17 protein-coding genes are annotated in these 24,057 nt (G+C 72.4%); 8 read left to right on the forward strand and 9 right to left on the reverse strand.

Annotation, left to right across the window (positions count from 1 at the left end; all coding sequences use genetic code 11):
* Positions 1–116: 116 nt before the first annotated feature.
* Both CX1_RS11315 and CX1_RS12125 read right to left on the reverse strand, forming a co-directional pair.
* Positions 117–2,318 (reverse strand): acyl-CoA dehydrogenase family protein, encoded by a 2,202-nt coding sequence (locus CX1_RS11315; RefSeq protein ID WP_255217658.1) that lies wholly within the window; start codon positions 2,316–2,318, stop codon positions 117–119.
* A 152-nt stretch (positions 2,319–2,470) separates the two neighbouring features.
* Positions 2,471–3,424 carry an HNH endonuclease family protein gene (locus CX1_RS12125; RefSeq protein ID WP_082719335.1) on the reverse strand — a complete coding sequence of 318 codons (954 nt, stop codon included), beginning with the start codon at positions 3,422–3,424 and terminating at the stop codon, positions 2,471–2,473.
* 347 nt (positions 3,425–3,771) lie between these two features.
* Between CX1_RS12125 and gltB the strand changes: the two genes are divergently transcribed.
* The 3 genes from gltB (at position 3,772) to CX1_RS11335 (ending at position 10,385) form a co-directional block, all read left to right on the forward strand.
* Positions 3,772–8,430 carry a glutamate synthase large subunit gene (gltB, locus tag CX1_RS11325; protein ID WP_060925691.1) on the forward strand — a complete coding sequence of 1,553 codons (4,659 nt, stop codon included), beginning with the start codon at positions 3,772–3,774 and terminating at the stop codon, positions 8,428–8,430.
* A complete protein-coding gene (locus CX1_RS11330; protein WP_046650388.1) occupies positions 8,423–9,985 on the forward strand; it encodes a glutamate synthase subunit beta in 1,563 nt (520 codons plus the stop codon). The genes gltB and CX1_RS11330 overlap by 8 nt, the downstream gene beginning before the upstream one ends.
* A gap of 79 nt (positions 9,986–10,064) precedes the next feature.
* Positions 10,065–10,385: a heavy metal-binding domain-containing protein gene (locus tag CX1_RS11335; protein WP_046650389.1), complete on the forward strand. Its 321-nt coding sequence runs from the start codon at positions 10,065–10,067 to the stop codon at positions 10,383–10,385.
* A 186-nt stretch (positions 10,386–10,571) separates the two neighbouring features.
* Here CX1_RS11335 and CX1_RS11340 read toward each other — a convergent pair whose 3' ends face one another.
* The gene (locus CX1_RS11340) at positions 10,572–13,289 is read right to left on the reverse strand and encodes a multicopper oxidase domain-containing protein (RefSeq protein ID WP_060925701.1); all 2,718 of its coding nucleotides are present in this window, start codon (positions 13,287–13,289) and stop codon (positions 10,572–10,574) included.
* Between the two features lie 271 nt (positions 13,290–13,560).
* Here CX1_RS11340 and CX1_RS11345 point away from each other — a divergent pair, with 271 nt between their 5' ends.
* A complete protein-coding gene (locus CX1_RS11345; protein ID WP_211255214.1) occupies positions 13,561–14,325 on the forward strand; it encodes a glycosyltransferase family 2 protein in 765 nt (254 codons plus the stop codon).
* Here the strand turns inward: CX1_RS11345 and CX1_RS11350 are convergent.
* The 3 genes from CX1_RS11350 to CX1_RS11360 are packed head-to-tail and all read right to left on the reverse strand — an operon-like array spanning position 14,278 to position 17,608.
* Positions 14,278–15,528, reverse strand: a complete 1,251-nt coding sequence (locus tag CX1_RS11350; protein ID WP_060925692.1) for a glycosyltransferase family 2 protein — start codon at positions 15,526–15,528, stop codon at positions 14,278–14,280. The two genes, CX1_RS11345 and CX1_RS11350, sit on opposite strands and share 48 nt — an antisense overlap.
* Positions 15,525–16,664 carry a glycosyltransferase family protein gene (locus CX1_RS11355; RefSeq protein WP_060925693.1) on the reverse strand — a complete coding sequence of 380 codons (1,140 nt, stop codon included), beginning with the start codon at positions 16,662–16,664 and terminating at the stop codon, positions 15,525–15,527. Before CX1_RS11355 ends, CX1_RS11350 begins: the two co-directional genes overlap by 4 nt.
* Positions 16,661–17,608 (reverse strand): WcbI family polysaccharide biosynthesis putative acetyltransferase, encoded by a 948-nt coding sequence (locus CX1_RS11360; protein ID WP_255217659.1) that lies wholly within the window; start codon positions 17,606–17,608, stop codon positions 16,661–16,663. Before CX1_RS11360 ends, CX1_RS11355 begins: the two co-directional genes overlap by 4 nt.
* 23 nt (positions 17,609–17,631) lie before the next feature.
* Between CX1_RS11360 and CX1_RS11365 the strand changes: the two genes are divergently transcribed.
* From CX1_RS11365 to CX1_RS11380, 4 genes are read left to right on the forward strand one after another with little or no spacing between them, the layout of a single operon-like run.
* A complete protein-coding gene (locus CX1_RS11365; protein ID WP_060925694.1) occupies positions 17,632–18,717 on the forward strand; it encodes a glycosyltransferase in 1,086 nt (361 codons plus the stop codon).
* Complete coding sequence (locus CX1_RS11370; protein ID WP_255217660.1) at positions 18,714–19,922, forward strand: glycosyltransferase; 1,209 nt, start codon at positions 18,714–18,716, stop codon at positions 19,920–19,922. The genes CX1_RS11365 and CX1_RS11370 overlap by 4 nt, the downstream gene beginning before the upstream one ends.
* Entirely contained in the window at positions 19,922–20,995 is a 1,074-nt protein-coding gene (locus CX1_RS11375) for a glycosyltransferase (RefSeq protein WP_060925695.1), read from the forward strand. The genes CX1_RS11370 and CX1_RS11375 overlap by 1 nt, the downstream gene beginning before the upstream one ends.
* Positions 20,985–21,881, forward strand: coding sequence for a glycosyltransferase family 2 protein (locus CX1_RS11380; protein ID WP_255217661.1), 897 nt, complete (start codon positions 20,985–20,987; stop codon positions 21,879–21,881). The genes CX1_RS11375 and CX1_RS11380 overlap by 11 nt, the downstream gene beginning before the upstream one ends.
* A gap of 4 nt (positions 21,882–21,885) precedes the next feature.
* Here CX1_RS11380 and CX1_RS11385 read toward each other — a convergent pair whose 3' ends face one another.
* The 3 genes from CX1_RS11385 to CX1_RS11395 all read right to left on the reverse strand — a co-directional run.
* A complete protein-coding gene (locus CX1_RS11385) occupies positions 21,886–22,446 on the reverse strand; it encodes a class I SAM-dependent methyltransferase (RefSeq protein ID WP_046651417.1) in 561 nt (186 codons plus the stop codon).
* Positions 22,446–23,336, reverse strand: coding sequence for a PIG-L deacetylase family protein (locus tag CX1_RS11390; RefSeq protein ID WP_046651416.1), 891 nt, complete (start codon positions 23,334–23,336; stop codon positions 22,446–22,448). Before CX1_RS11390 ends, CX1_RS11385 begins: the two co-directional genes overlap by 1 nt.
* On the reverse strand, positions 23,333–24,057 hold a 725-nt coding region (locus tag CX1_RS11395), incomplete at its 5' end, for an acyl-CoA dehydrogenase family protein (protein ID WP_060925696.1). The genes CX1_RS11390 and CX1_RS11395, both read right to left, overlap by 4 nt.

Raw genomic sequence — 24,057 nt, forward strand, 5'->3', positions numbered from 1 at the left:
TGCAGCGGCGCTGCGCGGGGGAGCGCTGGGGCGATGGCGGCGCCCCGGAGTTCCGGGGCCCGGCCGGGAATGGCCGGGGGGCGACCGGGGATTGACCGGGCGACGCCCCCAATTGCCTAGCGGGGGTCGACGCCGGCGTCGTCGAGCATCGGCACCGACACCAGGGCCTCCGGGATGGCGAATGCGTCGACGAGGACGTCGGCCCACGGGCCCAGCGAATCGACCAGATCGTTGATGGCCGCGCGCACCGCCTTGGTGCGCAGGCCGTTGAGCACGTTCTGCTCCTGGTACCAACCCGAGTGGGCGTTGATGGTGGACAACGCGAACAGCGTGCGGATCTGCACGAACACGTCCTTGACGGCCGACCCGTCGTCAAGCGAGGCCTCGGCCTCGACCAGAGCCTCCAGCAGCATCGCGTCGACCCGGGCCCATCCGCAGGCGATGAGGTGGTCCTGCGCGGAATCGACGGCGGCGACGGCGTCCTCGATGTCCATCTTCTTGGCGCCGCTGAGGCGGCGGGCCAGCGACTTGAGCAGGTTCGACTCGCGGTCCTCGAACAACTGGACCTGGTAACCGGCGTCGAAGATGTCGGTCTCCTCGCGGTCGGTGACGCTGTCGATGAGCGTCTGCACCGACCGGGCCAGCGGCGTGCGGCGGCGGAGGATGTCGCCGACGTTCTCCACGCCGAAACGCAGCATGCCCATCGGGTCGAGGTCGGACAGGCCGCGGGCGTAGGCGGTGATCAGCTCCTTGCCCACCATCTGGATCAGGACGGTGTTGTCGCCCTCGAACGTGGTGAACACGTCGGAGTCGTCCTTGTGGATGGTCAGCAGGTTCTCCGACATGTAACCGGCGCCGCCGCAGGCCTCGCGGCACTCCTGGATGGTGTCGGTGGCGTGGCGGGTGGCGGCGACCTTGACGGCGGCGGCGCGGGACTCCATCTCGCGCTGCTTCCACTGCTGCTCGTCGGTCGGCTCGGCGACGTTCCATTCGCCGGCGGCGATGAGGCTGTCCTGCTCGTCGAGGCGCTCGATGATCTGGTTCTGCAGCAGCGCCAGCGCGTAGGAGCGGGCCAGGCGCGGCAGCAGGCGCAGGCGGTGGGAGCGGTGCTCGATCAGGCGCTTCTCGTTGCCGGGCACGCCCTCGAACTGGCGGCGGCGGGTGGCGTAGCGCAGGGCGATGGTCAGCGAGGACCGGGTCGCCGCGCCGGCCGCGGCGCCGACGGAAACGCGGCCGCGGATCAGCGTGCCCAACATGGTGAAGAAGCGGCGGTTGCGCGACTCGATCGGCGAAGAGTAATTGCCGCGCTCGTCGACGTCGCCGAAGCGGTTGAGCAGGTTCTCGCGGGGCACGCGGACGTTGTCGAACAGGATCGTGCCGTTGTCGACGCCCGGCAGGCCGCCCTTGTACCCGTGGTCGCCGATGGTCACGCCCGGCATCGGGTTGCCGTCTTCGTCGCGGATGGGCACGAGGACGCAGTGCACGCCGTGGGACTCGGCCGGGTCGTGGTTGGCGTCGGTGGCGCTGCCCGGGGTGTGCAGCTGCGCGAACACCGCCGCCATGCGGCCGTGGCGGGCGGCGTTGCCGATGTACGTCTTCTGCGCCGAGGGGCTGGGGGAGTGGACGATGAACTCGTCGGTCTCCGGGTCGTACGTCGCGGTGGTCTCCAGGTTCTGCACGTCGGACCCGTGGCCGCGCTCGGTCATGGCGAAGCAGCCGAGCAGGTCCAGGTTGATGATCTGCGGCACCAGGTGCGTGTGGCGGTCACTGCCGAGCGCTTCGACGGCACCGCCGAACAGCCCCCACTGCACGCCGGACTTCACCATCACGCCGAGGTCCGCGTGGCCGACCATTTCCATGCCGGTCAGGGTGGCGCCGATTTCGCCGGTGCCGCCGTGGGCCGCGCTGAAAACGCCCTTGGGCATGCCTGTGTCGCGCAGCCGCTCCAGGCGGGACAGGATCGCGTCGCGGGCCTCGTCGAGCGGCAGGCCGACTTGGGGGCGGAAGAATTCGTCGTCGAGCATGGCGCGGACGCGCTCGCGGTCTTCGGCGTACTTGCCGTCGAGGAGCTTCTGCAGCTCCACAGCGACAGCGGGGTCGGCGGTGGTGGGCAGCTTCGCGGGGCCCTTGCCGACGGTTTCGGGCTTGTCCTTCTTGTCGCGGCCGGAGCCCGAGCCGGAGTTCGAGCCCTCGGGCTCGGTGCCGTCGGGGGCGGCCGCGGCGGCGACCTTGTCGATGTCTTCGGCCCGCTCGGTGTTCTTCATGGCGACGTCGTCGCCGTGCTGCGGGGATCGGATGGCGTCGTCAGTGGAGTCCATGACCCCACGTTACCGGTGACTGTGATGCAGATGACTCTAATTCAAGAACATCACCACCGTGCGGGGGTGACCGGGTCGCGCGGGACCGAAAATTGCGCCGAAGGTGGAGGCGTGGGGCGCGCGGAGGTGCAGGCGCGAGCGCCGAGACCGCACTACCGCCGCTCCGCCACCGCACCCTCGACGAGCGCGGCCAGCGCCGCGTCATCCACCGGCCCGCACGTGCCCAACCAGCGGTCCAGCGCCTCGCGCTCGGCCGGCGTCACCCACAGCCCGTAGCGGTGCTTCACGGTGATCTGCCGCGCGACGTACTGGCAGCGGAACGCGGAGTTCGGCGGCAGCCACGTCGCGGCATCGCCGTCGCCCTTGCGCTGGTTGGATGGCCCGTCGACGGCGAGCAGGTTGAGCGGGTCGTTGGCGAAGGCCCGCCGCGCCTCGTCGTCGAGACCCTGCGCGCCCTTCTGCCAGGCGTCCGACATGGCCACCACGTGGTCGATCTGCACCGCGCTCGACGTCGCCGATCCGCGCTGGAAGGGGATGACCGTACCCGTGAACGGGTCGTGGAGCGTGCCGGCCAGTGCGACGCAGTCGTTGGTGTTCGGCTTGATCGCCACGTCGACCAGGTCGCGCCGCAGGATGTCGTTGCGGGTGTCGCAGCCGTTGTGCCCGAGCGCCACGGGCACGTCGTCGGACCAGCGTTGCCCGAAAAGATCGCGGTCGTACCCGGTTTTCGGCGCGCGCCCCTTCACCTCGAGGGCCGCCAGCTGCGCCCGGATGTCGCCGAGCGGTCCTTCCGCATCGTGCGGCGGAATGCTTTGCGACGGGCCGGCGCCCCCATCGGCGGCCCCTTCGTCGTGTGCGGCGGGGGGCCCGGGAAGGGCGGGTGACGGCCGGGATGCGTCATCGGCGGGAGATTCGGTGAGTGATTCGGCGGGGAACGGGGCAGAAGAATCGGAGGCGGAATCTGCGGGGGCGCCGAATGTGCCGGACGGCGACGTCGTCAAGCCATCGCCGTCGAGGACCGCGCAACCCGACAGGGCCGCGCCCGCCGCGAGCACTGCGGCGGCCAGGCGGCGCGGGCGGGTGAAAGGGCGGATGCGCGACGACATGCGGCGACCATAGGACACCGGGCGGACCGCGCCGGCGACGGGCCCCGGCGAATTGGCCCGCGTGTTCGAAGGGGGGAAGCGGGGTCCGGCGGCACCCCCGGATTGTTTCGGGGGAGTTAAACGGCGATTGCCCGGCGGTAATCAGGCCCCGGCGCGAATGTGCCCCATGTCACAGTCGCATGGCGACCTGCGGAAATGGCGCGGCCAAAGTTATGTCATTACGGCCCCGACCACCGAAGCTGCAGTCAGAAGCCACGCACGAGCGGGCCCCGGGACCCCGGGCCGGCACGTGCGACACGAACACCCATGACGCCCGCGAGGGCGACAGCGAACGAAAGGGACCGGCAATGACCATCGCCACGAGCCCGAACGACGGCCACCGACTGGCCGGCGGCCCGGCGCGCCAGGGCCTTTACGACCCCTCCCGCGAACATGACGCCTGCGGCGTCGCGTTCGTCGCCGACATCCACGGCCGCCCCAGCCGCGACATCGTGGACAAGGCCATCCAGGCGCTGGTCAACATCGACCACCGCGGCGCCGCCGGCGCGGAGAAGAACACCGGCGACGGCGCGGGCATTCTCATGCAGATCCCCGACGCGTTCTACCGCGCCGAACTGTCCCACGCCGGGGTGCTGCTGCCGGAGCCCGGCGCGTACGCCACCGGCATCGCCTTCCTGCCGCAGGCGCGCATGGCCACCCTGGACGCCATCCGCGCGGTGGAGGACATCTGCGCCGAAGAGGGCGTCGACCTGATCACCTGGCGCGACGTGCCCGTCGACGACTCGGCCCTGGGCTCCATGGCCCGCGACGCGATGCCGGTGTTCCGCCAGCTGTTCGTCTCGGCGAAGGGCCGCGACGGCCGCGCGCTGACCGGCATCGACCTGGACCGCAAGGTGTGGTTCGTGCGCAAGCGCTGCGAGCGCGAGCTCGGTTCCCGCGGCGCCGGCCAGGGCGCCGGCGGCGACACCGTGTACTTCCCGTCGCTGTCGAGCCGCACGATCGTCTACAAGGGCATGCTGACCACCCCGCAGCTGGCCGGCTTCTACGCGGACCTGCGCCGCCCGGAGCTGACGTCGGCGCTGGCCATCGTGCATTCCCGCTTTTCGACGAACACGTTCCCCTCGTGGCCGCTGGCCCACCCGTACCGGATGGTCGCGCACAACGGCGAGATCAACACCGTGCGCGGCAACGAGAACTGGATGCGCGCCCGCGAGGCCCTGATCCGCTCCGACGAGCTGGGCAACATCGACCGCGTCCTGCCGGTGTGCGACCCCGACGGATCCGACACCGCGCGCTTCGACGAGGCCCTGGAGCTGATGCACCTGGGCGGCCGCAGCCTGCCGCACGCCGTCATGATGATGATCCCGCAGGCCTGGGAGCACGACGACGACCTGGACCCGGACGTCCGCGCGTTCTACGAGTACCACTCCTGCCTGATGGAGCCGTGGGACGGCCCGGCGGCGGTGGCGTTCACCGACGGCACCGTCATCGGCGCCACCCTCGACCGCAACGGCCTGCGCCCCGGGCGCATCTGGGTCACCGACGAGGGCCTGGTGGTCATGGCGTCGGAGGCCGGCGTGCTGGACATCGCGCCGGAGCACATCGTCCAGCGCACCCGCGTGCGCCCCGGCCACATGTTCCTGGTGGACACCACCGAGGGCCGCATCATCGACGACGCCGAGATCAAGTCGCGGCTGGCGGCGACCGGCCCGTACCGCGAGTGGGTCGAGGACGGCCTGGTCACCACCTCCGAGTTGCCGCAGAAGCGCTACAAGTACATGCCGCACCGCCGCGCGGTACTGCGCCAGCGCGTCTTCGGCATCACCGAGGAAGACGTCGATCTGATCATCCGCCCGATGGCCATGACCGGTGCCGAGGCCCTGGGTTCCATGGGCTCCGACACGCCCATCGCGGCGCTGTCCAACCGCCCGCGGATGCTCTTCGATTACTTCGCCCAGCGCTTCGCGCAGGTGACCAACCCGCCGCTGGACTCCATCCGCGAGAAGTCCGTCACCAGCATGCACACGCTGCTCGGGGCGGAGGCCGACGTGCTCAACCCCACGGCCGACGCCGCCCGGCGCATTCGCCTGGAGCACCCGATCCTGGACAACCACGAGTTCGTCACCCTGGTCGGCGCCCACGAGGACGACAAGTTCGCCCGGTTCGACTCGGCGGTCATCTCCGGCCTGTACCCGGTGGCCCAGGGCGGCCGCGGCCTGCGCAACGCCATCCGCCGCGTGCGCCGCGAGGTCTCCGAGGCCATCGACCGCGGCAAGTCCCTCATCGTGCTGTCCGACCGCGAGTCCGACGAGCGTTACGCGCCGATCCCGTCGCTGCTGCTGACCTCCGCCGTCCACCACCACCTGGTGGCCGACCAGACACGCTCCCGCGCCTCGTTGATCGTCGAGGCCGGCGACGCCCGCGAGGTCCACCACATGGCCATGCTGATCAGCTTCGGCGCCGACGCCATCAACCCGTACATGGCGTTCGAGACCATCGACGAGCTGCGCATGAAGAACCAGCTGGGCACGCTCGACCTGGACGAGGCCTGCTCGAACTACTGCCGCGCGGCCGCCGGCGGCGTGCTCAAGGTGATGTCGAAGATGGGCATCGCCACGGTGCAGTCCTACCGCGGCGCGCAGCTGGCCGACGTCATCGGCCTGTCGCAGGAGTTCCTGGACGAGTACTTCACCGGCGCGACCTCCCCGCTGGAGGGCGTCGGCCTGGACGAGGTCGCCGCCGACGTGGAGGCCCGCCACCGCAGCGCCTTCCTGCCGCGCCCCGAGGAGCAGGCGCACCGCGACCTGGACCTCGGCGGCGAGTACAAGTGGCGCCGCGAGGGCGAGTACCACCTGTTCAACCCGGAGACGATCTTCACGCTCCAGCACGCCACCCGCACCGGCCAGTACGCGGTGTTCCGCGACTACACGCGCAAGGTCGACGACCAGACCAAGCGGCTGGCCACCTTGCGCGGCCTGTTCGAGATGACCTCGGACCTCCCGCCGGTGCCGATCGACGAGGTCGAGCCGGTGTCGAGCATCGTCAAGCGCTTTTCGACGGGTGCCATGAGCTACGGCTCCATCTCCGCCGAAGCCCACGAGACGTTGGCCATCGCCATGAACCGCCTCGGCGCCATGTCGAACTCCGGCGAGGGCGGCGAGGACCCGAAGCGCTTCTCCCGCGAGCCCAACGGCGATTGGCGCCGCAGCGCGATCAAGCAGGTCGCCTCGGGCCGCTTCGGCGTGACCAGCCACTACCTGTCCAACTGCACCGACATCCAGATCAAGATGGCCCAGGGCGCCAAGCCCGGCGAGGGCGGCCAGCTGCCGCCGTCGAAGGTCTACCCCTGGGTGGCCGAGGTGCGCATCACCACCCCGGGCGTCGGCCTGATCTCGCCGCCGCCGCACCACGACATCTACTCGATCGAGGACCTGGCGCAGCTGATCTTCGACCTGAAGAACGCCAACCCGAACGCGCGCATCCACGTCAAGCTCGTCTCCGAGCTCGGCGTCGGCACCGTCGCGGCGGGCGTGTCCAAGGCCCACGCCGACGTGGTGCTCATCTCCGGCCACGACGGCGGCACCGGCGCCTCGCCGCTGACCAGCCTCAAGCACGCCGGCGGACCGTGGGAGCTGGGCCTGGCCGAGACGCAGCAGACGCTGATGCTCAACGGCCTGCGCGACCGCATCCGCGTGCAGTGCGACGGCCAGCTCAAGACCGGCCGCGACGTCATGGTGGCCATGCTGCTCGGCGCCGAGGAGTACGGTTTCGCCACCGCGCCGCTGGTGGTCGAGGGCTGCGTCATGATGCGTGTCTGCCACCTGGACACCTGCCCGGTCGGCATCGCCACGCAGAACCCGGAGCTGCGCAAGAAGTACACCGGCCGCGCCGAGCACGTGGTCAACTTCTTCACGTTCATCGCCGAGGAGATCCGCGAATACCTCGCGGAACTGGGCTTCCGCTCCATCGACGAGGCCGTCGGCCGCGTCGACTGCCTGCGCCCCCGCTCCGACCTGAAGGACCTGCCGCGCGCGGCGAAGCTCAACCTCGACCGCATTCTCCACGCCGCCGAGAGCCCGTGGATGGAGCAGGACCCGCGCTGCACGAAGTCCCAGGAGCACGGCCTGGAGGGCACGCTCGACCAGCAGATCATCGCCGATTCCTCGGCGCTGCTGATGGCCGCCCGCCGCGGCGCCGCCGGATCCGCCGGCCCGCTGAAGCTCAGCTACCCGATCTCCAACGTGGACCGGTCCGTGGGCACGCGCCTGGGCCACGAGGTCACGCGCGGCACCGGCGCCAAGGGGCTTGCCGACGGCTCGCTCACCGTGGACCTCACCGGCTCCGCCGGCAACTCCTTCGGCGCCTTCGTGCCCTCCGGAGTCGAGCTGGTCCTCGAGGGCGACGCCAACGACTTCGTGGGCAAGGGACTCTCCGGAGGCCGGATCGTCGTCAAGCCATCGCGTTCCGCCCCGCCCACCGCAGACGCGGCCACCGACACCATTGCGGGCAACGTCATCGGCTTCGGCGCCACCAGCGGCGAGATCTTCATCCGCGGCACCGTCGGCGAGCGGTTCTGCGTGCGCAACTCCGGTGCGACCGCGGTGGTCGAGGGCATCGGCAACCACGGCTGCGAGTACATGACCGGCGGGCGCGTGGTCGTCCTCGGCCCCGTCGGCCGCAACTTCGGCGCCGGCATGAGCGGCGGCATCGCGTTCCTCCGCGCCGACGGCGGCAACGGCACGGCCGACGGTGCCGACGCGCTGGCCGCCCGCATCAACCCCGAACTCGTCGACCTGCAGACCCCCGACGCCGACGACGTCGAATGGCTCACCGGCGTCATCGCCCGCCACCGCGAGCTGACCGGCTCCACCATCGACGTCGACCCCGCGGCGATGGTGAAGGTCATGCCCCGCGACTACGCCCGCGTGCTCGACGTCGTCGCGCGCGCCGAGGCCGACAACCTGGACATCAACGAAGCGATCATGGAGGCAGTGAACAATGGCTGATCCCAAGGGATTCATGAAGCACCGCCGCGAGGAGCCGGCCCACCGCCCCGTTCCGCTGCGGCTGATGGACTGGAAGGAAGTCCACGAGCACCCCGCCCCCGGGCACATCGAGAAGCAGGCGTCGCGCTGCATGGACTGCGGCGTGCCGTTCTGCCACTCCGCCTGCCCGCTGGGCAACATCATCCCGGAGTGGAACGACCTGGTGCGCCAGGACCGGTGGCGCGAGGCGTTCGACCGCCTGCACGCGACCAACAACTTCCCCGAGTTCACCGGCCGCGTCTGCCCCGCCCCGTGCGAGGGTGGCTGCGTGCTGGCCATCAACGACGACGCCGTGACCATCAAGGACGTCGAGCTGGCCATCGCCGAACGCGGCTTCGAGGAAGGCTGGGTCCAGCCGATCCCGGCCAGCTTCGACACCGGCCAGTCCGTCGCGATCATCGGTTCGGGTCCCGCGGGGCTGGCCGCCGCGCAGCAGCTCACCCGCGCCGGGCACGCGGTGACCGTCTTCGAGCGCGACGACAAGCCCGGCGGCCTGATGCGCTACGGCGTGCCGGACTACAAGATGGAGGCCCGCTACCTGGACCGCCGTCTGGAGCAGATGGAGGCGGAGGGCACCGAGTTCCGCTGCAACATCTCGCCGTCCGCCGCCGACCTGGCCGATTTCGACGCGGTGGTGCTGGCCACCGGCGCGACGCTGGCCCGCGACCTGCCCGTCGACGGCCGCGACCTCGACGGCATCCACCAGGCGATGGAGTACCTGCCCCACGCCAACCGCGTCGCCGCGGCGGAGGCCGCGGGGGAGGAGCTGACCCCGGAGATCGACGCCAAGGGCAAGAAGGTCGTGGTCATCGGCGGCGGTGACACCGGCATCGACTGCTTCGGCACCGCCCTGCGCCAGGGCGCGGCATCGGTGACCCAGTTCGACATCCGCCCGCGTGCCCCGCGCTTGCGTGCGGCGTCGACCCCGTGGCCGATGTACCCGCTGGTGTGGCGCGTGGCCACGGCGCATGAGGAAGGCGAGTACGTCATCACCGGCTCCGAACCGCCGGAGGCCACCGCGGCGCTGGGCCTGGACGCTCGCGTGTCCGGCGAGACGCTGGGCAAGCGCGTGTTCAACGCCAACACCGTGTCCTTCCACGGCGAGGACGGCCGGGTCACCGGCATCTCCGCCAACGAGGTCGCCGTGGTCGAGGGCCGCCGCGTGCCCATGAAGGGCACCGACTTCGACATCGACGCCGATCTGGTGCTCATCGCCCTGGGCTTCACCGGCCCCGAGCGCGGCGGGATCGTCGCGGAGCTGGGCGTCACCGTCGACGATCGTGGCCGCATGGTCCGCGACGACGACTACCGGGCGACGCTCGAGCCGGACGCGCTGTACGACGGCTCGTTCACCGGCCCCGTGTTCGTCGCCGGCGACAACGGCCGCGGCGCCAGCCTCATCGTGTGGGCCATCGCCGAGGGCCGCGCCTGCGCCGAGGCCGTCGACCGCCACCTGATGGGCGAGTCGAACCTGCCCCGCGCCGTCGAGCCGACGGACATGCCCATCGGGGTGTAGCAATAACCGCTGGCAGAAGGACCGCCGTGCACCGGATTCACCCGGGCGCGGCGGTCTTCTCGGGCGTATCCTCGGCGCCATGATCATGACCACCACCCCCAGCATCGAGGGCCGCGAGATCGCCCAGTACATCCGCATCGTTTCCTCGGAGGCGATCTCGGGCGTCAACATGTTCAAGGACATCGGCGCGGGCTTCCGCAATCTCATCGGCGGCCGCGCCGAGGCGTACGAGAAGGAGCTCGGCAACACCCGCGAGACCGCCCTGGCGGAGCTTTACGAGCGTGCCCAGGCTCTGGGCGCCGACGCCGTCGTCGGCGTCGACATCGACTACGAGGTTCTCGGCGCCGACAACGGCATGCTCATGGTCACCGCCTCGGGCACCGCTGTGACGCTGGCGTGACCCCCGCGAGGCTCGACAAAGGCGCAGGTCAGAGCATGGCTTGAAACATACATGGGAGGATTCCGGCACTAACGGTTGACGGCCCGGGGCTTTTGCTTTGCGACGCCGACGTCCCCGTGCCCGCCCCATGGCCTTCATTCGCGCGAGCCACGAATTACGGTCGCGTCCGCGCCCCGCACCCGGCCGCTACTCCACGATGACGTGGCCGCGCGCGCCCATCTCCGCATGCACCATCTGATGGTCGACGAAGGTGTACGTGCCCGGCTCGGGGAACCGCGCCTCAGCGTAGCCGCCCTGCGCCGCCGACAGGGAGAGCGCTTGGCCTCCGCCGGCGCCGTCGTCAAGCAGCAGTGACCCTTCCTTGTACATGCGGTGGAACTGCGTGCCCACGACGTGGAAGCTGGTGCCCTTGTTCGGGCCGGCGACGAGCACCCAGAAGCGCACGGACTCGCCGGCGCGGATGCGGATGGGGTGGGCGATGTACTGGTCGGGGTAGCCGTTGAAGCGGTACGCGTCGGGGTCCTCGGCCATGACCTTGTCGGTGTCGGGGCCGGCGTCGCCCCAGTAGCCCTCGGATTGGACGAGCAGAACCTCGTGGTCGACGGGCGGCAGATTCGGCGGATCGATGATGACCGCGCCGTGCATGCCGGCGGCGATGTGGTGGCTCATGGGCATGGTCGCGCAGTGGTAGAGCCAAATGCCGGCGTGCTCGGCGCGGAAGCGGTAGACCAGCGATTCGCCGGGGGCGATGTCGCGCATCGGCTCGTCGGGGGAGACCATGCCCGCGTGGAAGTCCACGGAGTGGCTCATGGTTCCGTCGTTGATCAGCGTGACGACGAACTCGTCCCCGACCTTGCCCCTCAGCGTCGGGCCGAGCGGGGCGCCGTTGAAGACCCAGTGCTCCTGCTCGATGCCGGGTGCGGCGTAACCGGTGAATTCGCTGGCGCGGAGAGTCAGTTCGTGGACGTCGGCGTCGGGTGCGGCGTCGAGGATCGGGTCGATGGTGGGGGAATCCGGGCCGGGGGTTTCGCCGACCTCACCGAGGGCGCCGGGAGTGGCGTGGCCGGTGTGCGCGCCATCGGAGCCGGCCGCGGGGCCGCCGGCGTCGACGGTCAGCGTCATGCCCATCTGGCGGTGACCGGCGATGGTGCACCAGCCGTCGACGTCGCCGGGCACGACGGGCACCTCGATGGTCGCCTTCTCCCCGGGGGCGACGCGGCCGGTGTCCTGGCCGGTGGCCAGGCGCAGATCGTGGACCTGTTCGTCGGCGTTGACCAGGGTGATCACCAGGCGGTCGCCGGGGTTGGCCTCGATGACGTTCGGCTCGTAGGCCATGTCGCGGGCGGTGACGGTGACTTCGACGGTGTCGCCCGTCGGGGTGACGTCGGCGGCCTGCGTGGTTTCGCCTGCTCCGCCGGCACCCACTCCACTGCCTCCCGTCAACGCCACGCCGACGGTGGTGACCAGCGCGAGCACGGCCAGCGCCGCGGTGGTCTGCATGCCGAGGCGGCGGGAGTCGGCGGCCGGCGGGGTCCGCGGCGGGGTCCGCGTCGGGGTCGTGGGCGAGGTCGTGGTCCCGATGGAACTGGCACCCGCCGCGCCGTCCGTGCCACCCGCGCCGACCGGCGTCCCGTCCTTGCGCGTGACGTCGATGGTGCCGGCCTTGCGGGACTTCAGCACCGCGATCTGCGCTTTCGCGGCGCGGACGACCAGCGGCAGGTAGGCGACGTAGGCGGCGCCGACCAGGAAAGAGAGCACGACCTTCAGCCACGACGAAAAGGGCAGCAGCCACAGGATCAGGCCGACGTTGATGATGGTCCAGCGAAACGCCCCGGCCCGGTCCATCTCCGCCAGTCCGGCGCCGAGGGCGCGGGCACCGCCACCGATGGTGGAGGGCAGCAGCCAGCTCATCACGCCGATGAGCAGCTGGGCGGCGAAGCCCATGATCAGCGGCAGGGTCAGCGAGGACATGACGAACGCGTCTCCGCTCGCCTGCGCGGCGGCGACGATGAGCGTGCCGATCAGCCACGCCACCGCCGCGGCCACGGACAACGCGGGGTAGGACAGCCGGTCGCGGGGATCCTTCGCCACGACGAGGACGTTGTGCGCCCACGGCACCGCGGCGATGATCCAGCCCAGTGCCACCAACCCCAGTCCGGCCGACGCCGCCGACGGCCAGGAGGCCAGCCCGCCGATGGCTGTGACCGTGATGCCGGTCAGCTGCACCGCGAGTGACGTCGCCGGATGCGATCGCGGCGACATCCGGGTGCGCCACAGCGCCGGGAACATGGTGATCAGGGTCCCCGACGCCGCCAGGCCCAGGAAGCCGATGAGGTTCACGGCTTCGTGGGCGAGCAGCAGGCCGTCGTGAAGCGAATCGCCGACAGGCGAGGCCAGCAGCGCACCGAATGTCGCGCCCACCGGCAGCAGGCAGGCGGAGGCGACGTAGTGGGCGACGGCGATGGCGAACGGGCGGTCGCGCCCGGCGACCAGATCGCGGCCCAGCGACACCGCGTGCCACGCCACGGCCAGGCCGACGATGGTCGCGCCGGCGGTGGTCACCGGCCACCAGTCGCCGAGCTTGCCGACGATGGTGACCACGATCCCGCCGTTGAGCAGGTGAATCCGCGCGAGCTGGATCCGGCGGGCCTCCTCGGGCACGTCGATCTTCAGGAGGCGCTCGGTGAAGTGGCGGCTCCACACGAGGATCGAGTTCGTCGCCGCGCCGAGAGTGAACAGGTGCACCATCAGCCAGCGGCCGTCGTCGAGGAAGGGGTGGATCATCGCGGCGACGATGATCGCCGCGAACCACCAGCGCACCGGACGTCCCGCCCGGCGGTGCCAGGAGGCGCGGCGGGGGCGGGAGGTCGCTTCGGCGCGACCGGGGGCGGTGGGCGAGGTCATGCCGCACATAATACGCAACAGGAATGCGCATTAATAGCCCTCGGGTGCGGGTGCGGGTGGTCGCGGCACCGGCGGTCGCGGTGGCGCTCGCGGGGGCGAGCGCACCCCTTCCCGGGGTGAAGTATATTTACCTCGATGGCGGGGAAATGCCCCGCCAACCGGCGGAAAGCGGGGTGCGGTGGGCACTGTGAGGCGCGCGGACGACAACGGTTCCGCGGGAGACGTCGGCCGAGACGCCCCCGTACCCGCCGCGAGTTCGGCGGACGAAACCGTGCCGCCCCGGATCGCCCGCATCGTCGTGGTCGTCCCCGCCCATGACGAACGCGACCGCATCGCCGCCTGCGTCGACTCCGTCATCGCGTCGGCGCAGTTCACGGGCCTGCCCGTCACGGTCCGTGTGATCCTCGACGCCTGCACCGACGACACTGCCGCGAAGGTGCCGGCCGGTGGCGGGGAGGTGGGCGTCGTCAAGCGAATCGTCGACCACCGCAACGTCGGGGCCGCCCGCGCCGCCGGCGTCGACCCGCTCGACCTGCGCGCCGACGTGTGGCTGGCTCACACCGACGCCGACACCGTCGTCGCGCCGGACTGGCTGGCCGCGCAGCTCGCGCATGCCGATGCGGGCGCGGATGCGGTGGTCGGCAGCATCGGCGTCGCCGAATGGGAGCAGCGCCCCGGAGGTTTGCGCGCGCTTTTCGAGAGGCTTTACGACGACGCCCCCGGGCACCACCACATCCACGGCGCCAACCTCGGCGTGCGCGGATCAGCCTACGGGTGGGTCGGCGGTTTCCGCGCGCTGGCGGAATCCGAGGACGTCGACCTGGTCGAGCGGCTCGTCGCGTCGGGTGCGCGCGTGGAGCGGGTGGCGGACTGCCGCGTGGTCACGTCGGCGCGGGTGTCGCGGCGCACGGGCAGCGGAATGTCGGGCTACCTCGACGAACTCGCGGCCCGCGAGGTGGCGGCCGGCGACTCGGCCCGATCCGGCGCCTCAGCCCCAGCCGGCGAAACGGCCCTCGAGCCGCACCGGCCCACGTAGGACCCGCCACCCGGCATCCGCGCCGTCGGTTCGCACCGGCACGTCCCGTCGGCCGGGGTGCGGAGCCAGGCCCCGCCGCGCCCAGATGCGCAGGTGACGATGACGGGCCGTGACGAACCGGGCGAGGGACCGGCCGCCGGGATCGACGATCGCGCCGCGGCCGGCCCGCTCGATCGCTTCCATCATGCGGGCCCAGCCACCGGGGATTTCGCCGACGGGGTGAAGCAGTTCCACTTCCGCCCGCGCGCCGCCGACGGCCGGGCCGACGCGGGGATCGCCGGGAAACGGGTTGGTCACGTCGGGTGGCAGGATCACGCGGCAGTCGCCCGCGGCCAGGCACGCCGCAACGGTCGCGGCCACCGCGCCCGGCGCCCAGGACGCGGGACGGTGGAGGTGGACCTGCACGTCGGGGACGTCGAAGACGACGCCGGCCGGCCGCGCGATGGGGTGCGTGATGCGGCGGGAGAGAAGGAGCGTTTCGCGGTTCTTCTCCGCCGCCGCGGTGGCTGCGTCGGCGGGGCGGCCGGCCCAATCCGGGCCATCGTGCCAGGCCACGGCTTCGGCGACGCGCCGGAACCGCGCGCCCGCCCGCCACAGTCGCCACGCGAAATCCCAGTCTTCGCCGCCGTAGCCGACGATGGAACCGTCGAAACCGCCGACGGCCTCGAACAGCTCCCGGCTCACGGTGAGCACCGCGGAGATGATGAAACGGAACGAGGAATCATCGGCGTCGGCCAGATCCCGCGTCGCGCGGTAGCCGTCCTCCAGCCAGTCGGGATCGCCGAGGGGAACTATCCCGGCCAGGGGATCGCCGTCCATGACGTCAACCGGGAACGTCGCGTGCCTGCGCTTGCCGACGGTCACCGTCCGCGCGTCCATCCCGGCGACCGCCGCGGCGACGTACCCGGGTGCGGGGACGGTGTCGCAGTCCAGGAAACACAGGACCTCGCCGGCGCCCGCCGAGGCCCCGAGATTGCGCGCCGCCGCCGCGCGGAAACCCAGGTCCTCCTGCTTGACGACGGTCACCGCCGGCCCATCCGCCGCATCGATTTCGGGAGCGCGGGGAGATCCATCGTCGGCGACGATGATGCGCAGCAGCTCGCGGGGATAGGTTTGCCGGGCGACGGCGGCGAGCATGCGGTGCAGGCCGGCCGGGTCGTCGTAATGCGGGATGACCACGTCGACGGTGGGCAGGCTGTTCATCGCCACGCCTCCCGGTGGGCTGCGGCGACGTCGTCCCAGCCCCATTCGGCGGGTGCGTCGGCCCACGTGGACGCGGGATCGGCCAGGGCGTCGGCGATGGCTCCGGCGAGGTTTCCGCGGTCGACCACGTACAGGTGCCCGGGCCAGCGTGCGGCCGTTTCGGCGACGTAATCGCCGGCCACCGCGATGGGGCGGCGCCCGGCGCCGAGCCACGAGTTCAGCGACCCGGACGCCGAAATGTGCCGGTGCGCGGTGACGGGCACGTCCACGGCGGCCAGCGCGCCGGGCAGGTCGGCGTCGGCGATGTGCCCGGTGACGCGGAATCCCACCCCGGCATCGCGTGCGCGGGCGGCGAGGTCGTCGACCATGTGCCCGTGGCCATCCGAGACGCCGCCGATGTTGACCACCTCCACCGGGACCGTCAGTGCCGCAGCGGCGTCGATGACGTCCTCGACTCCCTTGCCCGGGTAGAGGAAACCGAACACCCCGATGACCGGAATGTCGGTCCCACTGATGGCGGCACCGGGTGCATCGACGGCGGCACCGCGACCGATTCCGGCGGTGGTGCCGCGATGTCCCTGCGGTGCGGCCTCGCACGGGGGCGCTTCGCGCAGGTCGGCCGAGCGCTGGTTCACCCCGTGCAAGTCCGTTTCGCGCATGTCCGGAACGGGCAAGGGGATCACGACGGGGTCGTCGGCGACCCCGGCGGCCGCGAGGCAGCGCTTCTCGTGGTCGGAGTTGACCACCGTCCCCTCGATCCCGCCATCGCCCGGGATCCCGACGTCGCATGCCGCGGCGTAGCAGGCGCGTCGCCTGGCCAGACGCTCGGCGCCTTCGCCCTCCTGCGGCACGTCGTGGAGACCGAGCCACAGGCGCCGCCCCCGGGCCAGCTCGCGGATGCGGCGGGGAGCCTCCGCGGGGCCGCCGAACAACGCATCGGTGAAGGCGACGTGGATGGCCCCGGGCAGCGGGGACGCGCCCTCCCGGTCGGTCGCGAGAGCGGCATCCAGCTCCGCCGCATCGTCGAATCGCAGGACCGGTGCCCCGGCGGCCGCCGCCAGTTCCAGGCCATGCTTGACGACGCCATGATCGGCCGGGCCCACCGCCAGCACGTGGACGTCGTCGATCCCGGTCATGCCGCGGCCCCGGTCAGGGTGCCGATGAGGTCCGCGTGGCGCCGCAGCCCTTCCTCCACCGCATCAGGATGTCGCCGGTACCAGGACAGATGGGCGTCGCGAAGCTCGTCGGCATCGACGGCCTTCCCGTCGACGGTCCATTCCGGCCCCGGCGGATCGGCTTCGACGCCCAATGCCGCGGCGGCGTCATCGTCGATCCGGGCGCGGGCGCCCCCGAGCATCTCCCACCCGGGATCGCGGATCTTCCCGCCGATGCCCGCTGCGGCGGCGACGCGCCTGGCGACGGCGAGAAGCGTCGCGTTGTCGGGGTGGTTGATCGTGTGCCATCGCGGTGCCGCCGCGAGCAGATCGGCGACGGGAATCGTCCCGTGCGCATCCTCGCGGGCGCGCAACGCGGCGACCGACGCGGCGGCCGCGGCCCGCAGGCCCGCCGGGGAGGGGCGGAGCGGGGCGTCGTCAAGCACGATCCCGGACCGGGACGCGAATGCGGGCTCGCGGGCGGCCGCGAGAAGAATGCGCAGGTCGTGATAGGGAACCAGCGGAGGCGTCGCCGACGTGTTCGACGGTGGCCGGACGATCACCTGCCACGGGTGCAGCCCCGCCCAGCGCAGCACGGGATAGCGCACGACGGCGGCATGGGCCGGCAGCATCCGGGCCTGCTCGCGCCAGCCGATGGGCAGCCCCCGGTAGCCGTCGCGGACCGGCTGGGCGACCAGGATGTCCGCGCGCGACAACAGCGCCCGCAGATGCGGGACGTCATCGGCGGTCAGCTCGTGGACCGGGGGAATGAGCACCGCGTCGGCGGCGCCCGTGGAGTCGAGCAGCCGGCGGATCGATCCCGCCTGGCAGTTGCCCGTCACCGCGACGAGCGGCCGGTCCGATGAGCCCTGATCGGACAGCCCATAGAAGCGACCGTAATGGCGGATGCGGGGATCGACGTTCACGTTGTTAATGGTACCGTCGACGCGTGATCAACATTCACCCGCGCCGCCCGCGGATCACGGCCATTCCCGCCGGTCACCCGTACGTGAAGGCGGTGATCGGGCCTTTCGCCGATCTGCGCCCCGATCCGATCGTCGACCCCGACGACCCCGGCCGATGGTGGCCCCACCCGCACCTGGAGCCGGGCGGCGGCGCGGGTGCCGCGCGCGGCGCCGACATCGTCCACGTCCACTTCGGCTTCGAGCACCGCAACGCCGACCAGCTGGCCGATTTCGCCGACGAAGTGCACGCCGGCGGGGCGAAGCTGGTGGTCACCGCCCACGACATCGACTGCCCGCACGTCCTGGACCAGGAGAAATATCGACGGGCCCTGCGTGTGCTCGTGCGGCGCGCCGATGCGGTGATCACCCTCACCGAGTCCGCGGCCGACGAATGCGAGGCGCTGTTCGGGGTCCGCCCGCGCGTCATCCCGCACCCGCCGATCGTCGATGGCGACGCGGCCCGCGCGTTGATGGAGCGGACGCCCCGGCGGTTGGACGTGTCGCTGTCGTACAAGAACGTGCGCCCCAACGTCGTCGACGACCCCCGCCTGCCGCGCGCGATCACCGCGGCCCTGGCCGATGTCCCGGGCGCCCGGCTGCGCATCCACGTCTTCCCCGAGGTCCTCGATCCGGCAAACGAGAGGCATCGGCCGGCATTGGCGCGCGGCCTGCGCGAGCTTGACGACGACCCCGCGCTGTCCGCGACCGTCGTGCTCGACGCATCCGGCCCGAAAAGCGACGCGGACCTGCACCGGGGATTGGCGGAGTGCGTCGCCGCGGTGCTGCCGTACGCCTTCGGCACCCATTCCGGGTGGCTGGAAATGTGCCGTGACCTGGGACTGCGCGTGATCGTTCCGGGCGTGGGGCACTACGCCGACCAGGCCGACCGGCCGGGAGCGGTGATCCCGGCGGACATGACCGACCCCGATGCCGTGGCCGCGGCCGTCCGCGAGGCGGTCCTCGCCGCCCGCAGGGACGGCCCGTTGCCGCGCGCGGAGGACCCGACGCGGACCACGGACGCGGTCGCCCGCGCCCACCGCGATCTGTACCTGGAGGTGCTCGGATGGTGACGGAGCGCACGCGGCTGCGCATCGCCGTCATCGCCCCGTCGCGCTACCCCATCCGCCAGCCCTACGCCGGGGGACTGGAGTCCCTGGTCGCCGCGTTGACGGCGGGGCTGAGGGCCGCGGGGCACGACGTCGACCTCTTCGCGGCGCGCGGCAGCGCCGGGCACGTCGAGGACGTGGAGTTCCCCGGCGTCGACTGGTCCGGCCACGACGGCCCCGTCAGCGACAGCGGTTATCCGCCGGGCGAACGCGAGAAGGAAACCGCGGCTTTCGCCCGGTTGGCCGACCATCTCGCGGCCGGCGGTTACGACGTCATCCACAACAACTCCCTGCACCCGATCCCGCTGACCATGCCCCGGCCCGCGGGCACGGCGCTGGTCACAACGCTGCACACCCCTCCCTTCCCGGAGATGCAGGACCTGATCGCCGCGGCGTTCCTGTTCGAGGGCGCCGGCGGCGGACCCGCCGACGTCGGGCACTTCGTCTCCGTCAGCGCGCACACCGCGTCGCTGTGGACGCTGCCCCGGCCGGCGGGCGTGGTGCCCAACGGCGTCGACGTCGCCACGTGGCGGCCGGGGCCCGGCGGCGGGCCCGCCGTGTGGTTCGGCCGCATCATCCCCGACAAGGCTCCCCACCTGGCCGTCGCGGCGGCCCGCCGGGCCGGGGTGCCCCTGGTGCTGGCCGGCCGCATCGGCGACGTGGACTACGCGCGCGACGTGCTCGCCCCCGAGATCGGGCGGAGCGCCCCGGGGGCGGTGCGCATGGTCGGCGAACTCGGCCACCGCGCGCTGGCGGGCCTGGTGGGCCGCGCCGCCGTCTGCCTGGTCACGCCCGAATGGGATGAGCCCTTCGGCCTCGTCGCCGCCGAAGCCGCCGCCTGCGGCACGCCCGTCGCGGCGTTCGCCCGCGGAGGGTTGGCGGAGGTCGTCTCGCCGGCGATCGGGCGCACCGCCGCGGCCGGCGACGTCGAGGGCCTGGCGCGGGCGCTGCATGAGGCCATGGACATGGATCGGACGGCCGTGCGCGCCGCCGCCGAGCGCGACCTGAGCGTGACGACGATGATCCGCCGTTACGAAGCCATCTACCGCCGCCTTCTCGGCGAGGGCGAGGGCGACGGCGGCGGCGAAGGGTACGGCGACGGCGGCGGAGACCACGGGGGCGACGGCGATGCCCTGCACGACCTGCGCGAAAGCCAGGGGGCCCGGTGATGGCGCGCATCGGCATGTGCGTCCACCATCATGGTTCCGGGCACGCCATGCGCGCCGGGGCCCTGCGATCCGCGCTGGCCGGACGCGGGATCGCCGCGACGACGCTGGGCTCCCGTGACGACGCCGACATCCGGTTGCCCATGGACCCGCCGGGCATCCCAGGCGCGGACCCCACCGCCGGCGGGGCACTGCACTGGGCGCCGCCGGGCTCGGAGGGCATGGCTCGCCGGATGGCGATGATCTCCGAGTTCCTGGCCGGTGGCGGTGCCGGGGTGAGAGGCGCCGCGGACATGCCCGCGGCGCTCCACGTCGACGTTTCCGTCGAGGTCGCCCTGCTCGCACGTTTGCACGGCACCCCGGTGACGGTGCAGGCCATGCCGGGTGATCGCCGGGACCGCCCCCACGTGCTGGGCCACTCCATCGCCGACGGGATCATCGCCGCCTGGCCGGAGTGGGTGCCGTTGCCCGCCCACCTCGAGCCGGTGGCCGACCGCGTCCACGCGGTCGGCGGCATCACGCGCTTCGAGGGCCGCGAGCGCACCACCTCCGGCGCGGACTTCGGCGATTCACGCGACCCGCTCGATCCGGCCGGTGCGGACGGTACTGGGCGTTCATCCGGCCGCATGCGCGTCACCGTCCTCGGCGGTGCCGGGGGCGGGGACCTGCCGGAGGGCTACTTCGACGCCGTCGCCGCCGCCTGCCCCGATGCGGACGTGCGGATCCTCGACGCGGCGCATGGCTGGGTCGCCGATCCCTGGCCGTACCTGTGCGCCGCGGACGTCGTGGTCGCGGCGGCGGGCCAGAACTCCATCGCGGACATCGCCGCCGCGGGCGCCCGCGCCATCGTCATCCCCAGGCCGAGGCCGTTCGGCGAACAGGAGGCGACCGCGCGCGTGCTCTCCGACGCCGGTCTCGCCCTGGTGCCGTGCGGCGCGGACGACGATCCGCCCGCCCCGAAGGCGTGGCCGCGCCTGCTGGACCGGGCACCCGCCGCAGATTGGTCCGCGTGGGGCACCGAAGGCGCCGCCGACCGCGCCGCCGCCGTCATCGAGGGGGTGGCCCGTGGCTGCTGATGGGCGCTGCGGGTTCGCCGCCAGCGCCCCCACCGCTCTCGCAGCCACCGCCGCGAACCGCGCCAGGGCCACCATCGTCACGGTCGCCTCGGTGGGCCGGGCCGACCACGTCGCCCGCCAGCACGAGGGCCTGGACCTGTGGGCGCCGGAGGCCCACCGCATCGTCGTGCAGATCGGCCCCGACACCTGGCCGGTGCCGGGTGCGCGGATCGTCGACCGCACCGGCCCCGGCCCGGTGCGTCTGGGGGAGGCCCGCAACGCCGGGGCGGCCGCCGCGCTGGAATGCCCGTCGGGCCCGCCGGCCACGATCATCTTCCTCGACGCCGACTGCGTGCCCGCCCCGGATCTCGTCGACCGGTACCTGGATGCGGCAGGGCGGGATCCGGGGGCGGTCCTGTGCGGCCCCGTGACGTATCTGGCGGAGGGCACGGGGGAGGTGGGCGTCGCAAAGCTGCCCGCCCTCATCGACCCGCACCCGGCCCGCCCCGACCCGCCCCCCGGCACGCTGCGCCGCGCCACCGAGCGGGAGCACGACCTGTTCTGGTCGCTGTCGTTCGCGGTGACGGCGGCGGCGTGGCGGCGCATCGGCGACGCCTTCGGCGGATTCCACCCGGGCTACGCCGGCTACGGGGCTGAGGACACCGACTTCGGCGCGCAGCTGCTCGCCCACGGCATCCCGCTGACCTGGGTCGGCGGGGCGCATGCACTGCACCAGTGGCACCCGGTCAGCTCGCCGCCGGTGGAGCACCTCGACGACATCCTGCGCAACGGCGCGCTGTTCCGCGACCGCCACGGCCGTTGGCCGATGGAGGGGTGGCTGCGCCGGTTCGAGGAGATGGGCCTGGTCCGCCGCGACGGCGACGACTGGGTGAAGGTCGCCCGCTGAGGCCTCAGCCCAGCCGCAGCACGTCGATGCGGAAATCCGCCTCGACCCACGAACCGATCGGCGTCAGCCGCCCCATCGCGGCCAGGCGCCGGTGGACGCCGTCGCCGTCGAGCTCCATGCCGTCGATGGGGTGGCGCCAGTGCACGGCCACGACGTCGGCGCCGGGTGCGGCCAGGTCCAGCAACTTTCCGACGGCCACCGCCACCTCATCCGCCGGAAGGTAGTAGAGGACCTCCGACAGCACGATGAGGTCGATGGGCGCGCCGGGCAGGGGCTCCGCCTCGCCGAGGACGGCGTCGCGGACGGTGACGTGGTCCGGCGTGCGTTCGACGGCGGCGGCGCGCGGGGCGTCGATGGGCTCCCAGGCCTCGACCGCGTCACAGCGCCGCGCGAGATCCGCGGTGAGCACGCCGATGGAGCAGCCCGGTTCCAGGGCGCGCGCATAGCGCCGGCGCGGCAGCGCGGCCAGGGTCAGGTCGTATTTGCGGCGTTCGTACTCGCTGGTCTCGAAGCCCCACGGGTCGGGGCCGTCGGCGTAGATGCCCTCGAAGTAATCGCGGTCCATCACGCGAACACCCACTCGGCGCCGAGGAAGAACCGCTCGACCACCGCCGGCGGCAGGATGACGGTCGCATCCGGTGCACTGGATTGGGGCTCCAGTTGCGAGGCGTGGGCCGCCAGTGCCCGCCGCTTGTGATCGAAGGCCCGGTCATCGGCGGCGACCCGCCGCAGCCGCTCCCACGGCACATCCGCGTCGCCGGGGCTGGCCCAATGCCACATCCACACGGGGAACTCGAGCAGGGTGACGTCACCGTCGCCGTCGCCGTCACCGCCACCGTCGCCGTCACCGCCACCGTCGCCGGCCGCGTCCCCGTTTCCGCCGCGGCCCCGGGCCCGTGCGTCCCGCCACCACCGGCGCACCGATTCGGCGCAGACGTGGTGGTCGGGGTGCCCGTCGCCGGACCAGGTCACGGCCACGGTCGTCGGCGCCAGCTCATCGAGGACGGGATGCAGCGCGGCGTCCACGGCGTCGGCGGACAAGCCACCGTCGGGGAGCCCCAGCATCCGCAGATCGATGCCGACCTCGCGGGCCCCGGCTTCGCATTCCGCTTTGCGACGGCCCCTCATCTCCTCCGGAGCAACCTCGCCCGGGTGCGAGGCCGCGCCGTCGGAGACGCAGACGACGACGTCGGAGGGGTCGTGCGTGGATGTATCGGTGGCACCGGTCTCGCCGGGCCCGCGGCCCGAAAAGAGGTCCGGCGCCTTCCGCGAGGAGCGCGCCGCCATGGTCGCGCCGAGGCCGAGAACCTCGTCATCGGGGTGCGGCGCCACCACGACCAGACGGCCGGGGCCGATGGCGATGGATGGCGCGGTGATGGCGCCGCGCCACTGCTCGGCCGAGGTCACCCCGATGTCGTCGGTGGCCGCCAGGCGGCGGCCGTTGGGGACGGTCACGGGGCGGAGCCTTCCGCCAACCGCAGCTCGCCGAGCCACTGCTCGTCGCGTTCGGCATGGCACTGCCGGGTGTAGACGGCGATGTCGGCGAATCGCTGCGCCACGTCGGCGTCATGGGCCAGGGGACCGGCGCCGATGGCGCGGCCGACGTGATCCATGACGTCGGCGCAGATGCGGTCGGCCACCGTGCGCACGCGCAGCGCCCGGATGCGGGCGGCCTCGGCATCGCCGGGGTCCGCGTCGATTTCGGCGGCGGCGCCGATGATCATCCACCGGGCGTTCGCCAACGCCGCATCCACCGCCCCGAGGTGGGCCAGGGCGTGAGGTTTGCCGTGGCGGGACGCGGTGCGGGCCAGGACGTCGTAAAGCCCCGCGACCCCGCCCAACCAACACGCCGCGACCCCGACGCCGCCGTGCCAGAAGCCGGGGCGGTCGAGGTAGTCGCGCGGCCCGCCGACGGTGACCGCCGGAACGGCGTCGAAGGCGACCTCGCCGGTGGCGGTGGCCGCCATGCCGGCGTTGACCCACGCGTCGGCCGACCCGGTCACGCCGGGATGGCGCAGATCGACCGCGAACAAGCGCGGTTTCCCGTCCACCCGGGCCGTGACCAGCGCATGCGTGCACCGGCCCACGCCCGAGCACCACGGCTTCACGCCGTCGAGGAGCCAACCGGAACCGTCGGTGTCGGCGCCGCCGGAGTCGCCGGTGTCGGCGGCCCGCC

It is taken from the genome of Corynebacterium xerosis NBRC 16721 = ATCC 373 (assembly GCF_001552415.1).
Lineage (GTDB): Bacteria > Actinomycetota > Actinomycetes > Mycobacteriales > Mycobacteriaceae > Corynebacterium > Corynebacterium xerosis.

Bases quoted from the DNA above. Each gene is read 5' to 3' on its own strand.
- CX1_RS11315 (WP_255217658.1), bottom strand. From the start codon at position 2,318: ATGGACTCCACTGACGACGCCATCCGATCCCCGCAGCACGGCGACGAC.
- CX1_RS12125 (WP_082719335.1), bottom strand. From the start codon at position 3,424: ATGTCGTCGCGCATCCGCCCTTTCACCCGCCCGCGCCGCCTGGCCGCC.
- gltB (WP_060925691.1), top strand. From the start codon at position 3,772: ATGACCATCGCCACGAGCCCGAACGACGGCCACCGACTGGCCGGCGGC.
- CX1_RS11330 (WP_046650388.1), top strand. From the start codon at position 8,423: ATGGCTGATCCCAAGGGATTCATGAAGCACCGCCGCGAGGAGCCGGCC.
- CX1_RS11335 (WP_046650389.1), top strand. From the start codon at position 10,065: ATGATCATGACCACCACCCCCAGCATCGAGGGCCGCGAGATCGCCCAG.
- CX1_RS11340 (WP_060925701.1), bottom strand. From the start codon at position 13,289: ATGACCTCGCCCACCGCCCCCGGTCGCGCCGAAGCGACCTCCCGCCCC.
- CX1_RS11350 (WP_060925692.1), bottom strand. From the start codon at position 15,528: ATGAACAGCCTGCCCACCGTCGACGTGGTCATCCCGCATTACGACGAC.
- CX1_RS11355 (WP_060925693.1), bottom strand. From the start codon at position 16,664: ATGACCGGGATCGACGACGTCCACGTGCTGGCGGTGGGCCCGGCCGAT.
- CX1_RS11375 (WP_060925695.1), top strand. From the start codon at position 19,922: ATGGCGCGCATCGGCATGTGCGTCCACCATCATGGTTCCGGGCACGCC.
- CX1_RS11385 (WP_046651417.1), bottom strand. From the start codon at position 22,446: ATGGACCGCGATTACTTCGAGGGCATCTACGCCGACGGCCCCGACCCG.